Annotated in this window: 13 protein-coding genes and 1 tRNA gene; 7 read left to right on the top strand and 7 right to left on the bottom strand. The window is 44.1% G+C overall.

Translation table 11 applies throughout. The annotated features are described in order from the left end of the window. Positions 1–444: 444 nt before the first annotated feature. Positions 445–2712 carry an AAA family ATPase gene (locus U0008_RS18840; RefSeq protein WP_043489084.1) on the bottom strand — a complete coding sequence of 756 codons (2268 nt, stop codon included), beginning with the start codon at positions 2710–2712 and terminating at the stop codon, positions 445–447. Between the two features lie 233 nt (positions 2713–2945). Further along, positions 2946–3410, bottom strand: coding sequence for a helix-turn-helix domain-containing protein (locus U0008_RS18845; RefSeq protein ID WP_039184727.1), 465 nt, complete (start codon positions 3408–3410; stop codon positions 2946–2948). 237 nt (positions 3411–3647) lie between these two features. Between U0008_RS18845 and U0008_RS18850 the strand changes: the two genes are divergently transcribed. Continuing rightward, on the top strand, positions 3648–4145 hold the full coding sequence (locus U0008_RS18850; RefSeq protein ID WP_039184723.1) for a hypothetical protein: 498 nt from the start codon (positions 3648–3650) through the stop codon (positions 4143–4145). A gap of 135 nt (positions 4146–4280) precedes the next feature. On the opposite strand, the gene U0008_RS18855 is transcribed toward U0008_RS18850, so the two are convergent. After that, complete coding sequence (locus U0008_RS18855; RefSeq protein ID WP_039184720.1) at positions 4281–5987, bottom strand: reverse transcriptase domain-containing protein; 1707 nt, start codon at positions 5985–5987, stop codon at positions 4281–4283. 260 nt (positions 5988–6247) lie between these two features. Then, the gene (locus U0008_RS18860) at positions 6248–6919 is read right to left on the bottom strand and encodes a recombinase family protein (protein WP_039184718.1); all 672 of its coding nucleotides are present in this window, start codon (positions 6917–6919) and stop codon (positions 6248–6250) included. Between the two features lie 134 nt (positions 6920–7053). On the opposite strand from U0008_RS18860, the gene U0008_RS18865 reads away from it, so the two are divergent. The 3 genes from U0008_RS18865 (at position 7054) to U0008_RS18875 (ending at position 8804) form a co-directional block, all read left to right on the top strand. After that, the gene (locus tag U0008_RS18865; RefSeq protein WP_121626080.1) at positions 7054–7539 is read left to right on the top strand and encodes a hypothetical protein; all 486 of its coding nucleotides are present in this window, start codon (positions 7054–7056) and stop codon (positions 7537–7539) included. Further along, the gene (locus tag U0008_RS18870; RefSeq protein ID WP_039184715.1) at positions 7536–7865 is read left to right on the top strand and encodes a hypothetical protein; all 330 of its coding nucleotides are present in this window, start codon (positions 7536–7538) and stop codon (positions 7863–7865) included. The genes U0008_RS18865 and U0008_RS18870 overlap by 4 nt, the downstream gene beginning before the upstream one ends. Before the next feature lie 135 nt (positions 7866–8000). Further along, the gene (locus tag U0008_RS18875) at positions 8001–8804 is read left to right on the top strand and encodes a hypothetical protein (protein ID WP_227660065.1); all 804 of its coding nucleotides are present in this window, start codon (positions 8001–8003) and stop codon (positions 8802–8804) included. A 424-nt stretch (positions 8805–9228) separates the two neighbouring features. Here U0008_RS18875 and U0008_RS18880 read toward each other — a convergent pair whose 3' ends face one another. Next, entirely contained in the window at positions 9229–11133 is a 1905-nt protein-coding gene (locus U0008_RS18880) for a site-specific integrase (RefSeq protein WP_039184710.1), read from the bottom strand. Positions 11134–11222: 89 nt separating this feature from the next. Next, positions 11223–11307: transfer RNA gene (locus tag U0008_RS18885), tRNA-Leu, on the bottom strand. Positions 11308–11622: 315 nt separating this feature from the next. Here U0008_RS18885 and U0008_RS18890 point away from each other — a divergent pair. After that, the gene (locus tag U0008_RS18890; RefSeq protein WP_043489083.1) at positions 11623–12024 is read left to right on the top strand and encodes a DUF4440 domain-containing protein; all 402 of its coding nucleotides are present in this window, start codon (positions 11623–11625) and stop codon (positions 12022–12024) included. A 66-nt stretch (positions 12025–12090) separates the two neighbouring features. On the opposite strand, the gene U0008_RS18895 is transcribed toward U0008_RS18890, so the two are convergent. Further along, positions 12091–13011, bottom strand: a complete 921-nt coding sequence (locus U0008_RS18895; protein ID WP_025798346.1) for a L,D-transpeptidase family protein — start codon at positions 13009–13011, stop codon at positions 12091–12093. Between the two features lie 326 nt (positions 13012–13337). Here U0008_RS18895 and ampH point away from each other — a divergent pair, with 326 nt between their 5' ends. Together ampH and U0008_RS18905 are read left to right on the top strand one after the other, a co-directional pair. Further along, positions 13338–14489: a D-alanyl-D-alanine-carboxypeptidase/endopeptidase AmpH gene (gene ampH / locus U0008_RS18900; RefSeq protein WP_043489080.1), complete on the top strand. Its 1152-nt coding sequence runs from the start codon at positions 13338–13340 to the stop codon at positions 14487–14489. A 231-nt stretch (positions 14490–14720) separates the two neighbouring features. Then, the gene (locus U0008_RS18905; RefSeq protein WP_051874028.1) at positions 14721–16361 is read left to right on the top strand and encodes a methyl-accepting chemotaxis protein; all 1641 of its coding nucleotides are present in this window, start codon (positions 14721–14723) and stop codon (positions 16359–16361) included. Positions 16362–16384 lie beyond the last annotated feature (23 nt).

Below are 16384 nucleotides of genomic sequence, written 5' to 3' on the forward strand. Positions count from 1 at the left end.
CTGTATGCGAAATGATATTGGCCGAGATTATCTCATAAAATCAGCTGAACTTAAGTGCTTCAAACCAAATGAACTCAAGTTTGCTGTTCTCTGACTCGATGAGGCAACCGACTGTTCGCAACGAGTATTTTTATAAACAATATAATGGCGAGTATACCCGCAGATGTACCCACATCAGTAAGCTAATGTAGATTGAATCAGGTTGAATTAGGCTGGTTGAAAAACGGAGCAAAACCTTGCGGGGACTGAATTTCAGGCATAAAAAAAGCCACCCTGAGGTGACTTGATTTTCATACTAATGGTGCGAAGGCCGGACTCGAACCTAACTCTCCGTAACCTACTGTAATCGCGCATACCATATGATTGAGAAAGGAAATTGTAGTAGCGCTCTGTAAGATGGTCTAGTAAATCATTACCACCATGCAGAGCGCCCGCCCGTTACACCTAAGGAGAAACCGATTCAACCAACGATTGCCAATGTAACGGATCGTTAACAGAAATCATGTCAAAAAGATCTTTAACTGCGTGCTCCAGATCGAAAATTAAATCATTGTTGCCAGCTAAACGCTCTATGCTATTTGCATGACTAAAGAAATGGACAACCTTTAGAATTCTCTTGGCCTTTTCATCGCCAAAAAGTATCTCAGCGCGTTGGTCTACTGTGCCCTTGTAAATCCCGGGAAGTCGAGAGTAAGTATATAATTCAACGAAACGTCTAACAGCATTTGGTAAAAGCATAAGTATCTCATGATCAGTTTTGACGGGAGCATTGTGAAACTTATGGATGACACCAAAAAGGAAATGATATTCAGAGGCATATTTAGCAAGAGAGCTAGGCATGTTGCCGAAGGTCGTGGAGTTCTCACTTATCCTTTTAATTAAATACATACGAGCTTGTCTAGGCCCATCTGGTTTAAGTTCTCTAAGCAAATGCAGAAATTCAAAATTATGAGTAGATACAAATAACTGTTTACACTGTGTTGTCCATTCAAAATTCCCATTGGCCTGAACCTGATGGAAGAAAAATTCGCGAATTGCTGCCGTTATTTGAAAAATATGATTGGCATCTAAACTAGAAATCGGATCATCGATATAGACAATTGCGTCACTGAATTGTTGTGGAGTTAACTCTTTAAGTTTTGTCAAGAAATAAGAGAAGGCAATAGCTGTCTTTTCCCCATCGCTAAGATTTTTTGCTACCCTGCCATTTTTACGGACCAACTGAAAGCGCTCTTGCCCATTATCCTGAACGACTCGAATTTGAACAGCCTCACTACCAAGCATGGAAGATAATCTCTTATTGATTTCCTCACGCCCCAACTGAGCCAAACTTATTATAGCCTTCTGAGTGTCAGACTCATTTTTAAGGATTGATTCAAATCTAGCAAGGCGTTCTTTCTTAGCACCCAGCCATTTTAATTTTATATCACGGCCAGTTTTATTTTGTTCATTTATAAATTCCTGAACAAAGTGAAGTTTAACACGTCCTACAGCCCGTTTTTTCTCCGTTACAAAATTCGCTGCTAGTTTATTGTTATCCTCAATCACCTGATTGATATTATCTACAGCATTGGAAATAGCATCTATAAGGTCTTCTGGCAATGCTTGCGGTTCGAGCGATTTGAAAGGAGAATCGATTTTTTTTTGGACATCACTAGCCAATATCTCAACTGCATCGTTAAATGTTCCAACAGAGTTGGTTAACGGTTGAACAGAAGCACGGTATCTACTACGAAATTGAGCATTAAATTCAGCTTCTTTTGGCAAGTCTAAATTTATTAATGTAGCCTTAATTTTATTATATAGGCGCTCGACTCTATTTTTATGCTCTGCTAAGTCTTTAGAGAAATGCGCTTTCAGAGCTGATAATCTCTCACTATCTAAAGAACCTCCGCAAAACTCGCATGTTTCTTTATCCGAATGAAAATGCAAGCCAGATTCAACCCACTTTTCAATAAGGGGATTTTCCTCTAAATGTTTGATGGTATTGCTGAGACTTGGTGTTGTCGCAAGCACTTCACGTGCTTCTTTATACAGAGGAGAAATTGATGGGGTTAAATTAATTCTAGTTACTGTTAGCGGTCGAACGTTATCAGGAGTCAATGCAAGCTTTAAATCATCCCGCAGTTTATCCTCGTCTAGAAGTTGAGAATTATTGTTGTCTGTGATGGTTTGCATATCACTTGATAAATGACGTGCAGTGTATGTTTCTATAAGACCAAGTGTCTTTTTAATTTTTGCAGCCGTAGTAGTTTTAGCAGAGGAAAAATTAGACTCAAGCTCTTCTTGTTCTTTATTCAACGCATTAATTCTTGCGAGAGTTCGTTTGGTTAAATCTTCGTAGTGAGTAAGCTTCTCCTGAGCCTTTTCAGAGTCTTTGCCCAGAAGAAGAATTGGTCTAAAATTCTGACCACTAAAATTTAGAGTATCTCGAATAAAATCCGAATTGAATACTCGGATAATTAAATTTGACTGTGTGAAATTATCCTGTGTGATCCTATCCCCATCAGTAGAAAGTGTAAATGAACACCCTTGCAAATCAGGATTTAACGTTTTACTCTCGAGCTGTGCGAACAGCCTTGAAAGAGTTGTCTTACCTGAGTAATTCCAGCCGTATATTAAATTCTTAACACCGAATTCTTGCATCCCAGCAGGCTGAGTATAATTTTCATAAACTCCCAACCCACTGATATTCAAAATTCCTTTAATCATCCCTCTTTCCTCTAAAGTGTATGATCATCCTCTCATACGAAAAGTGTGAAAATCATGAGATAAGAGGTTAATCATTTGTATGAAATGCAACCGAAACGCCTATGTAACGCACCTGAATTTTCGTATTTCATCCACTCTTATAGAAACAAAAAGCTGATGAAACGGGATACTACTAGCATCGAATGAATACAGTTCATTTATACAGCATTAGAATTCTTAATCTTACACTTGCTCTACTTTCTCAGTTTGTCCCAACGCACCGCTGACACAATACCCCAATTGCCACTAGCATTGGGCCTACGCCACTTTGCAGTCTCCATGCTACGTAAATACTCAAGTGCTTCGGAAAACGTGCCAAAACGCTTCTGAGAGGCTTTATCGCCAACGCCAAACGAACCATCGCGGGTGCTTGCCAGATCTGGATGAAAACATGAGCCATCAGCCGCATAAGGAACCAGAATTTCCGGATCGTTATCTTCAGATGAGTCTGACGATAACAACTCCCACGGCTCGACGCTCAAGGCATCAGCCAGCACCTCAATCGCATCAAGAGACGCATTGGAGCCACCACGTTCAATTCTACTCAGATAGCTTCTCGCAAATCCGCATAGATCAGCAAACGCTTCCTGGCTCATTCCGGTGGCGATGCGCAACTCTTTTACTCGTTGTCCAAACAGGATTCTTAAAGATTTCTTCATGCCCTGAATGTGCAAGTTTGACCTCTGTAAGGCCACGCTCCAATTGAGACATTTCGAATCTAACAACTTCCTTTGTGAGCAACATCACCATCATCAACATCTTTCATCCCTCCGCCATTAGATTCAAAATGAACATCAATAGTGACATTATGAACCCAACAAGTATGATGACCATTATCGGCTGGGCGAAGCCAGCATTCTCTATCAGGTAGATGTGGTTTGGAAAACGAGGGAATCATGACGGGATCATACTTTTTATTACCGATGGCAATGGGTGCCGTGCTTGGTTGGGCCAGTTACAATGTAGTCGCTCACGTTACATCGAAACGGCAGATTAACACGCTACGTGCTATATCATGGGGCGTTCTTGCAACTCTCACACTGATGCTTGGCGTAAGCGCTTTTTCCGCTATAGGAGCGGAACAAACGGTAAATAAGCAAAACGTCAGATGTTCAAATAACAGCCCGGAATGTTATGCGAAAGCGCACTATAACCCCGTAAGAAAGTGCAAGCAGGCAATTGATGAAAAAGCAGAATTTCGCCATATATGGTTGGAAAACGCATCACAACAGATTTTTGAAAAATATCTTTGGCACGACCAGACCAAACGAACTATACAGATCTTCGGTCAACAGGCTAAAGCGATAAACAGTTTAGGAATATTAACGCCACTCCAATACTTTTGTATTTTCAACGCTAACACCGGAGAAATTATCGCTGCGGCATTTGAGTGAGTAATGCTTCCCAATATTTTTGAAGAAAGTATCCTAAAGATGCTTTCTTCTTTACTAACAAAGCAAACAATAAAAACAGTTCGATTAAAAAAACTTTTTAATTAATTTATCTATTACTCATTCATCATTAAAAATCTACTTATTATAAGTAGAGGCTATTTCAAGTATTTGTTTGAAAACCTCATAAAAACCACCATAATCGACATTATTAAAAGGTGGTTGGCCGCTGCAAACATAATCTGCAAATTTGTTTTTAGGCAATGCTACATTTTTCCTCTCTGAGAGATTAATCACATTGTCGTCATACACAAGAGAACTCTTGCTAATCCGGCAGAAGAGATTAGGATCAGTTTTATGACAGTTAAGGTTGTCGAACTCATCCTTAAAATACAAACGCCTTCCCTCGCTATCACAAGTAAAAAGTAACGAGTCTTGATACAGATTCTCAATACATATTGAGTCATTCCCCTTTCTAAATTCAGGAATAGGGATGATTAGACTAAATACGTTATTCCCGTGATCTCTGTAATTACCCGGAGAACCACTCATCTCATTTACTATATTTTTTTCATCTCTATCAAAGATGCATAAAGTGAGATGTTTTTGTGATGTTTCTCGCAGGTTTTCACACAGCGTTTTAAGACTTGCGCTTCCAGGTCTGCTTGAGTTTTTGAATATTATTTTCAAATCAAGGAATTCACCACGCTTTTGAAATGCATTCAGCGCAGCTTGGAAATGTTTTGTATCCGTCACACCCTCGGTATAAATATGAATTTCGTCGGTTATCTCTCGTCGAAATTTCTGCTCATCAATTTTAAATTCGCTATCAAGTGCTTGTAATCGTCTAACAAGTGTAAGGAAAGTTGCATCGGTATATCCTTTTACATGACCAACATGGATTATTTTACCGCGTATTACCAATCTCATTTGTGGCGGTTGAGCATCAAATTTATTAGATCTTTCTATTTCTTTCTTCCAATATTCTTCAGCAGCGTCCAAGCCAAATTTTTCCCATGCATAAAGTCCTGCACGGATAGACTTTATATACTCCTTTGGTATATTGGTTTTTTTGTTAACTACAACTCCGGTAACAAGTTGCCTCTCGGATTTTTTACGAAGAGTCGTCTTACCAGCATTCACTTCAAAACCAGAATTTATAATAATATTTTTTATTGCTTCACTAAGCTCTACATTACCATCGTCGCCTCTTATTGCTATTGCCGAAGGGAATACACTTCCATTATTAGAGATAAATATATCATCAGCATATCGAGTGTAGTAACACTTGTTTGAGGAAGCTAGTTGCTTAAGTTTATAATCTAATCCCTTGCAAAGGATGTTACTAATCACTGGACTAGCTGGTGAACCTTGTGGTAAGCGCCCATCTTTTGTGCAAAGACGTGCTACAGTATTTGCTGGCGATTTAGCAAAGCAAAATGGAGCGCGTCTTAACACTCCTGAAACTCGAGCCGAACTTATTGAATGGAAGAAATCCTTTAAATCCAGGCGTAATAGCCATCGTTGCCCAACATGAATTGAGGCATGTTCAACTATATCTCTTTCTTTAACATACGCAAATACGCAAGAACGAGGTGTATAGTTTCTCTCCAGAAAATGAGAAATTGTTTTTTGGATATCTTTAAGCCCTCTATTTGGAGCTTCAATTAATCTTTCCCCATTAATTCGCTTACGAATTTTGAATGAATGATACTTATCATCATCACTTAAATAATAGGCGTAATAAGTTAACTTAGCAGTAGTAATACCCAATAGCGCAGCTAATTCTTTATTGTTTTCTATCTTATATTTTGGCGAGGTATTAAAAGGGAAAAATGTATCCATCACTGGCTCATGCTCCTTCTGGTATGAGAGGGCAACTCAGGACCCCAACAACCGCGAGTAACCCGTGGCGGCGCGACGCGTTAGCGTCAAAGGTAAAGGCACGACAAGCCGAGACGTATACATCTCAGAAATGCGGGTCCTGAGGCCCAACACAATCGTAACCATGTTGTTTCTATTGGTCAATGTATCTAGCCAACTGGTTTCTAAATCAACAAACATCTACTGTTTTTTTTCGGAAAAAATCATTACTTAACAATAAATTAATATAAACCTAGCCGTGAAATCACCCTTTGGAGCTGCGACAATCCCCACTCACCACCTTTCGGTGCTGGTGTCCGTGAAGCATTTAGCGTTTCAACCATTTTGCGCTGCGATAGTCCGCGCACTTTCATGCTTTCGATTAGCGGCCGCATATTCACTGCGAAGCTCTCTGCCGCATGTTGGCGGGCTTCAATGTTACTTTTGAGGTTAGCACTACCCGCCACCCCCAGAACCTTACCACGTGCTTTAGCGGCTGCGAGAGCTGCTTTTGTCCGGGCGCTAATCTGGTCGCGCTCATGCTCAGACATAACCGCATGCATCTGGATCATCACCTTGTCAGCTTGCGGCATATCAGCGGCCACAAAGTTAATCCCGGTTTCAATTAGCCCGGTAACGAAGTGCACGTTACGGGCTAAGCGGTCAAGCTTAGCGATTAGCAGAGTAGCATCTTGTTTCTTACACGCGGCCAGTGCTGCACGTAGTTGTGGACGTCTTTCGAGAGCATTTGAACCCTTACCTGTCTCAATTTCTTCAAACTCGTCGACAACTTCCGCATTAGTGATTCTGATGTAAGCGGAGACTGCCTCCCGTTGAGCCGCCAACCCTAAGCCGCTCTTTCCTTGCTTAGCTGTGGAAACTCTGTAGTAAGCGATGAACTTACCTTTTGCCATGTCGCTGACCTCATTGCTAATCGAACGTTTAATGTGTGGTCAGCATACATCAAAACAAAATCAAATCAACACTTGATCAGTTAATGATTAGATCATAAAATACTCACACATTTTGAGTTGAGGTAGGGGATCGAATGGAGCTACTTAGCAGCAAATTGGCAGCAGAGCGATTGCATGAAGCTTTACCAGGTCATTCAATAAAATATTGGCAGCAATGGTTAACTAATAATCGTAACCATTCACGCCGGACAGTTTATCGCATCCCATTTCATAACGTGATTGGTATGAGATCTGCGCACTATGAACCAGAGGAACTCAAAAAATTTATCGAGTTTGAGAAAACGCGACAACTCGGAAAGATTGAATTAAAAGGCCGAGCAGCCGAGGTGCTTCGAGCTTACGGTATTGGTGAACAAAAAGGTGGTATTACTGGGAGACAATGGGAAGCCAGTATCATTCCTCAAGTTGATGAGGTTACGCAGTCTCCATACATACAAATTATTTTAAATGATCCATTTCTAATTTTCCGGCTAGAAATTGAACAAGCAGAAAAATTAAGCTGCGAATTAATTGATGGCCTAAATGTATGTAACCGAGTCAAGAGGGATAAATTAAAATGATTGTGAATATTCTTTCAGCAAGCGAGACTGCTTTTTTCCTCAGATTCCAGCTAGGTAACCTCCGCTCTTGGGAAGATGTATTAGCTGATATGCGTCGTGGAAAATCTTCTTATTACGGCTTAACTTTGCTTCCTTTTTGTAGGATTCAAGGAAGCGGTTTGCCCCGTCCTGCTTATCGACTAACAGATGTTCAAGATTTTATTGATAAAGTATCACTGCTGCGCCATTCACCTGCTAAACCACACATGCTTTCTATACAGCAAGTAGAGATCGATCCGACAGATAAACGCCACTGGAGCGTCCGGGTGCCATCATCAGCATTCTGAGGTGGATATACAGTGAGCCTAAGTAAACAGAAGTTAGGAAATGCCCTGAATGAATTCAGGGCAACTGCTGTCATTGACTGGCTCGATGTTAAGATTCACACCGTAAGCCGCACACAACATCAACACGTTCGTGCTGTGTTGAGAGAAATAACGGGGATTTATAGCTGGTGGGCTGGCGCAATCGACATACAGCCGGGTGATGTTACAAACACATTTCGCATTCGCTTTCATGACGAGCTGGCGAACAACTATCAGAAGCTAAACACTACACTTGATGCGTTAGCCAGACGATTTCATTTTGCTTCTGAACCAACTATTGCCGGGATCGAGATTAGCTGTGACTTCTGGCACAAACAGCAATCTGTCGGAGCAACCCGTGCCCTAACATACCGACTACAAACAAGCCTGTTAGCACCGGGCCTCAATCAGCGTCAATATAACAGTTACACAAAAGCCAATCAGTTCCTGAATAAACCGGGAGATCGTATCAACCCGGTGTTTAACCTGCGTATTGGTAACGAAAATGAACCCGTTTCATGGCACTGCTATCACAAGCGCACCGACAAAAAACAGCCGCTGCCTCTTGGTCAGCAACGCGCTCGAGTTGAGGTGACGTTACAGGGTGATGCGTTACAGCGGTATGGCTTGGGTATTCTCTCCGCGATTCAACACTTCCAGTTCGAAACGCTAGCTAGCTTGTTCACGTTCCGTCGTGCAATACCAGCGGCAGAGATGGCTAAAGGAGATCTATTCCGGCTAACTTCAATCAACTGGATACGCACATACATGGACGCAACAACAGGACGCGGCACACACGCATTCAGCAGCGTAGGGCAGCGCGACAAGAAAGGTCGAATACGAAAGGAAAGCAGTCATCTCACCGCTGACAAAGAACTAAGTAACCGAGTTAGAGAGGCATTGCGGAATCTACATCCGTAAATTCCATTCCAAAAAAGTGCGGGAATTTCGAGGCAGGGATCCGCTTGCTTGCTGGGCTGACGCGCAGTGACCTAATAACTTAAATACTACTGCCTTTAACCAACTACGTTTAAACTCAACAAAGTTAACAGAGCAAGCAGCGGAAGTGAGAAACGGAGCGGCGAACTTCATCAACAAAGCATCGAAAAACAGCCTCTGGAAAGTGAGGAGTCTTAGGTTTAAACAGCCCCTAGAGAGGGGGAGTATTCAAAAACTTCGGTGCTTTAAAAACAGAACCTTATACATAGAATTGCTGGCAGTCATTCGCGATCAAACGAGCCATAAGCACGCCGCAAATTCCACCCCGTAGATTCTACTACCCAAATTAAAAAACGCGGCTGAGAGCCATACAGAGCGCCTCAGCCGTTATTAGTCGGATAACCAACTACTTCGAATCTTTGCCTCGCTTTCTTCGTAGCGCATCTCTAACAGCATCCAATCCATCAGGAATGTTGAATTTAGCTATCTCAGGCAACAAAAAATCAATTTTCTCCACAACTTCAATCATATGGATCGGTTTGAGGTCTTTGCTATATCGCACTTCCGTTTCCGTTTCGCCGCGCACATGCCCGACTAGCTGCGCACGTAGTTCCGGGCTGACGCCCTTCTCTTTAAGTAAGGTTGAGACGGAGTGGCGGAACGAGTGAAAAGACTTGGCTCTGTTCCTCTCAATTTTCAATCGACGCGCCAGTAGCGATTCATTGAACCATGCGGAAACTGGCCTGCCATAGCCTTTGGTTTTATGCGGCTTAAGCTCGGGAAAGAGACGGATATACCCGGCATTTTTTAGGGCGTTAACGTAGTCGATGAAACCGAGACTAATCAGTTTGGAATGGATCGGAATCTTGCGGCGAGCATTAGCATTTTTTAGTTTCTTTCCGCTTTCGCTATCGCTTTCAAGGTTCAAATAATAGACGCCATCGTCTGCCAGAACATCATCCAACAGTAACTGAGCGATTTCATTAACTCGCGCGCCCGTCATCAAACCCAGCAAAGGTGCCCAGTAATGAAACGGGCAATATTGATGGAATCGCCTTTGCGCATTACGTTCTCCAGTCCCAGCAACAAACCAAGGTAACGAGAAAACCGCTTGAATCTCATGCGATTCGAAAACGTCAGTGTGATCCTGGTCTCGCTCGTCTTTATCGTCACGGGGGAAAAAGTTTTCGCATGGCGATTTCAGTAGCTTCCCATCATCAACAGCCCACTTCATTGCGCCATAGAGACCGTTTACATACTTCCTGACGGATTCCTCAGTCATCAACTTATCGCCACATTCCGCCGCCTTAACGATTAACTCATCCAACGTTTTCACCTCATATTTAGCTTTCACCAAATTGCGGTTTGCCGGGATTGTGCGCAACTTGCTCTCGTAAGCCCGAAAGAAGTCACGATCAAGTTTTTCAAGCTGAATATCACCCATCGCTTCAATCATAAAGGCAAAGTAGTTGCGGATATCACTAATCGCTGACTCCGACACTTTGCCCTTACTTCGATGCTTTACATACTCAGAACATAACCACGAAAGATTCTTGGCGTAATGTTTACGGTGAACATACTCGTTAGTAATAGCGGGAGCAGTAAGAGGCGCAGCGTGAGAAACGCTAATCGCGGGTGGGGTGCTCTTAGCCAGCCAATCTAGTCGGAGACTTTCTGCATGGACTTTATTGATCAATAGCGTATCGGGTTTAATTACCGGGCAAATGGAGGTGAAAAACCAACCTCCTTTAGCTTCGCTTCCAGCAGTTTTGAACACCGAAGCTTCTGAATACCCGTCGCTTATAATCTTACGTAAATGCGCTGGTTGCGCAGTGAGTTGCAGATAGCCTTTAGCAATCCCCTCGATACCTTGCTCTTCGCCATAATTAAGAACGTAACTGCCATCAAGCGGGTCTAGCTCAGCCTCAGAGAGAGCTGCAACATAAAAGCCAGCCTGCCCCGTCGACAGCCAGAACACGGGCAGATTGCGGTTCATCACCGCCTGGATTAGCTGAGCAACAGGCAGCTCGATTGACTGAGCAAAGTTTGAAAACGAGATCATACCCTCACCAGCAAGCAGCGGGGCGCAGTCACTTAAAGTTCGATAATCCAATTTTTCATACTCTTGTAAGGTCTGATACCAGACCGCCAACAGGAGCGCGGACTTCTGCTTTGCTTTATGAAGATCGTGTGTGCCTGTTGAAGTGTGAATCTCACACTGTCCTGCGTATCGACGAAAACGTTGGGGAACGCTAATGCGGACAACATAAATGCCGCTGGTTCGACGATAGAGGTTATAACGCTGAGACATCGCCTCGTATACCCTTTTGTAATAGGGTAACGCGATATTGAGGTCTAGAAACAAAAAAATCCTTACAAAATAAGGATTTAATTGAGTCATGGTGCCGAAGGCCGGACTCGAACCGGCACACCTTGCGGCGGTTGATTTTGAATCAACTGCGTCTACCGATTTCGCCACTTCGGCACAGAAGTAGTATGCGGAAAACGAGTGCATTATACCTAGCCACGACCCTCACGCAATACTTATCCTGCATTCAATTGTTTAAGTGCCTAAAAAAACGGCGAAGGCGCGGTAAAAAACATCTGCGCGAGTATTTTATCAACAATTATCGCCTTTAATCTGCGGTCTAGCAGCGGTTGGGGCGCCGTTTTTACCTAACGTAATCCCGTTTCCATATGCCTACAGGAGAGATTGTAACATTTGCCCCTGTCTCTCTGGGGTTGCTGTTCGTAAGTTCCATCATTACATTGCGGTATACGCTTCTCTCTAGGAAACCTTATGTCCGCAAATAACCCGTATTTTGTTGAAGTTGTCGAATCACATGAGCTCATTCAGCGGTGGTTTGCCAATGCGTCTGCCAGCGAAACGCTCTGTGAACAGCTGCTATCGCATTTTAGCCCTGCATTCACCATGGTGGGGATGAGTGGCATGCAGCTGAATTATCCTGCGGTGTGTACATTTTTCCGTGCAAATGGAGGAGTCAAAGCGGGGCTGAACATTGAGGTCTCGGAGATGACCATCATCGCTGAATGGGAAAATGGCGCGGTCGTTAGCTATAAGGAAACACAGACTCAGCCGGAGCAGCCAAAAACCGTTCGCTTCTCAACGGCAGTCTTTGAAAAAGACAGTCAGGGGAAAGTGTTATGGCGTCATCTGCATGAAACCGCAGCGCATCTCTGAGCGTGAGACGTAAAAAAGGCGGGATATATCCCGCCTTTCGGTAACTCACATCAAGTGATTATGCAATCAGTTGATTTTAATTGGCATGCCTGAGCGTGCTGCTACTGCATTATCCACTGCGCTGGTCTGAACGCTTGGATCAGAAACAATTTTGTTGATGGCGTCGGTCAGCACCACAGGCACTGGCGCATCAGAGTTGAACTGCTGCTCAGTGGTAGACAGCGGATTGTGAACCTCAATATAGCGAGATCCATCAGGCTCTACGGTCGCTTTTACAGGCTCATTGATGAACTGCAAACGAGTACCAACTGGAACGTTATCAAACAGGTATTTGATGTCGTCATCACGCAGACGCACGCAGCCATGGCTTACGCGCAGGCCGATACCGAAGTTGGCGTTAGTACCGTGAACGGCATACAAACGGCCGATGTACAGCGCGTACAGACCCATTGGGTTGTCTGGACCAGCAGGGAATACCTGCGGCAGAGTCTCACCGTTAGCGGCATACTCTTCGTGCATTTTTTTGGTTGGCGTCCACGTTGGGCCCGCTTTTTTACGCTGAACCGAAGTGACCCAGTTCATCGGCGTATCACGACCTAACTCACCAATACCAATCGGCAGAACCACGACGGTTTTAGAGCCTTTTGGATAGTAGTACAAACGCATCTCTGCACTGTTAATGATAATGCCTTCACGTGGAGTATTAGGCAGAATCAACTGGTGCGGGATAGTCAGCGTCATACCCGGCTTTGGCAGGTATGCATCTACGCCCGGATTCGCTTCCAACATGTTACTCAGGCCCATTTGGTACTGAGCAGCAAAATGTTCCAGAGGCTGTTTGTTATCTTCTGGCACTTTTACCTGAATGTTTTCACCAATCAGACGGCTGTTATTCGCCGGTAAAGGGTATACCACGGCAAATGCAGACTGCATAAAAGCAGTCGTTGCCAGAAGCACCGTGAAGAGCGCACGGATACTCATTTTCATGTTTATATTCCTGTTGGGTGCTAGTACCGCGCGCAGGCGGTTGTCGATTTTAGCCAGTGAAGACTGGATGCGCATTATATGTGCACAAACGCAAAAGAGGAAAACATTAGTGCTCATCTTCTTAACGTATTTTTGTCATCACCAAACCAGACTGGGTTCTATTCTAAGATTAGCTGTGTGTGTGAGCTACGTCACAACCATTTTTGTTTCCACATGTACCGTTTGGTTTTATTTACAAAAAACTGATGAATTCCGCTCTGCCAGCGCACACGGTTAGCATTAAGATGTTCCCACTAGAAAATCTGACCTGTCTCTTGCCTGAATAAATGGATAAACGCGTGTTGAAATTTTTCCCTGCGACGCTGCTGGGCGTCGCCTGTGCGGTAGTGCCACTCACAAGCTATGCTCAACAACCTCAACCTCTCGCTTCACAGGTGGTGGATGGTTACGCCGAACATATTTTTTATAATAGCGGTGCCGCGGCAATGGCCATGGTTGCTATCGATAACAACCAGCAGGTGTTTAGAAGTTTTGGCGAAACTCGCCCCGGCAATGATACCCGCCCACGTAAAGACTCTTTAATCCGTATTGCTTCCCTTACCAAACTCATGACCAGCGAAGTATTGGTTAAGCTCGCCGATGAAAGGAAAGTCAGTCTCTATGATCCATTGAGAAAATACGCGCCAAGTGGAATGCGGGTTCCGTCCTATACCGCCAACCAGCCGATTGTGCTGATGAATCTCGCCTCTCACACCAGCGGTTTACCGCGTGAACAGCCAGGCGGCGTTGCACATCGTGACGTGTTTACTTGGCCAACGAAATACGATCGCTGGCAATGGATGAAAAGCGCCAAAGTCGCGGTGCCACCGGGCGTTCGAGCATCTTATTCAAATTTGGCGTTTGATCTGCTGGCCGATGCGCTTGCGCAGGCCACGGGCAGAGCGTACCCAAGCCTGCTCAAAGAGAAAGTCACTCTACCGTTAGGCATGAAAGACACCACATATACGCCCTCACCTGAACAGTGCTCGCGGATGATCGTCCCCGCACGCGGTGCAAGCCCATGCCAAAGTAGTTTGGCTGCGATTGGCAGCGGTGGTGTTTATTCCACGCCAGAAGATATGCAGCGTTGGATGCAGCAGTTTCTATCCTCATCAACCCATCCTCGTAGCCCTTATGCCGATAAGTTGCTGAAAATGTACTATCAGCGCGAAAAACTGACTTTGGTTAAAGGAATGGATGTTCCGGGTAAAGCCTCGGCGCTGGGCTTAGGCTGGGTATATATGGCACCGCAAAACGGTTTGCCGGGTATCATACAAAAAACCGGCGGCGGCGGAGGCTTCATTACCTATATGGCGATGATCCCAGACAAAAACGTTGGCGTATTTGCGGTTGTTGCCCGCACTGAACTAACCAAATTTACTAATATGAGCGATGGTGTTAATCAGTTAGTCAGCGAGCTCGCGCAGCAGCAGCAATAACTTTGGCTTGAGTATAATCATATCTATTAAGGGGCATATTTATGCCCCTTAATTCGATCTAAGAATTATATTAAACATATACATAAAACCTATTCCACCCAACCAATAATAATATTTTAATATTGAAAAATATAATAATTTTCACCCTAAATAAATTTAGGTTATCTCCGATAACGCAATTACCACGGAAAAACCTTTCCAAAGATGTGGTTTACTAATGGAGCTACACCTATGTTTAAAAATATTAAAATCGCCAGCGGGATGCTGTTGGTGCTGTATTTATTTGGTTTGATACAAATAGGCTCTAACCTGATTGGCTTCTATTTCATCAAAAAAAATAGCGATAGCATTAGTACGATGAGTGTTATCGCCGATGAGCAAAATGCATTAAGCAGCAGCGGCGCGTATCTCCAACAAGCTCAGTCGGCCATCAATAATATTGTTCTCGAATATGCCGTTAACCCACAAGGCGCTATCAATAAAGAGTCTCTCCAAGTCGCTCGTGAAAAGATGGCGCTAGCCAATAAGTCTTTTGATATTTTTTGGGGGATCCCCGGGTTAACTAATCACGATCTCAAACTAGGTGATGAGATAAAAAATGCATACAAAAACAACGCCGATAATATAGAGAAACAGATAAGCATTGCTTTATCAGAACCCTCCGCAAGCATCGTGGTTGATAAGCTTTTTCAGTTGAAAACCGAAAAATTAGAAACGCGAGCCATATTTCAAGGATGGGTGAAAAAATACATTGGCATCTCGCTTAAAAACAACGACGACGCTAGAGACGCAGCCCTACAGGCCTATTCCGAATTTATTCGTTTGCTCATCATTGCCCTAATTTTATGCGTATTAATGTGCTTAGCCGTACATTTTTGGATTAAAAGAGTCCTCGTTCATCCACTGCGAGAAGCGACTGGATACTTCGAACTCATTGGGCAGGGTGACCTACGTAGCGTCATTAACATACAAAATAGCAACGAGATTGGACTGTTAATGGCTGGGTTGCAAAAAATGCAGGATGGATTACGCACAACCGTTTCTAGCGTGCGGCAGGGCGTTGAGTCTATCAATATAGGCACTCACGAAATCTCTGCGGGTAACACTGACCTTTCGAGCAGAACCGAGGAACAGGCGGCGGCGCTGGCTCAGACAGCCGCCAGCATGGAGCAAATCACCGCCACCGTGCAGCAAAACGCCGATAATGCGCAGCAAGCCGCCCAAATGATCAATAGTACCGCCAGCATTGCCCATAGCGGTGAGCAGGTGATGGAGTCGGTCATTGCTAAAATGCGTACGATTAACCATAGCGCACAGAAAATGAGCGATATTATCAGCGTAATCGACGGCATCGCCTTCCAAACCAATATATTAGCCCTTAATGCCGCAGTTGAAGCCGCTCGAGCGGGAGAGCAAGGGCGCGGTTTTGCCGTTGTTGCCGGTGAAGTCCGTAGCTTGGCTCAGCGATGCGCACTTTCAGCAAAAGAGATCAACGATCTCATTGCAACGTCTAGCAACGATATTAAAGAAGGGATGTCACTCGTTGAGCACGCAGGAGAAACCATGGCCGACATCGTGCTTAACGTCAACAAAGCAACCAGCATCGTAGACAGTATTTCTTATGCCTCTGACGAACAAAGCCGCGGTGTTGCTCAGGTAAGTATTGCCATTAGCCAGATGGATCAGGTGACCCAGCAGAATGCTGCGTTAGTGGAACAAGTTGCCACTACCGCTGCGAATGTAGAAGAGCAGGCCGATACGCTAGCCAAGGCAGTCTCTATTTTTCAACTCACCGAGCAGCTATGGCAGGAGCCAAAAAAGAATCTTGAGTTAACACCGAGGCCAGATCCACACGATACCCATTGGATTTAAACATAAAAAACGGGCCATAAGAA

Origin of the sequence: Hafnia alvei (assembly GCF_034424155.1) — a bacterium.
Classification (GTDB): Bacteria; Pseudomonadota; Gammaproteobacteria; order Enterobacterales; family Enterobacteriaceae; genus Hafnia; species Hafnia alvei.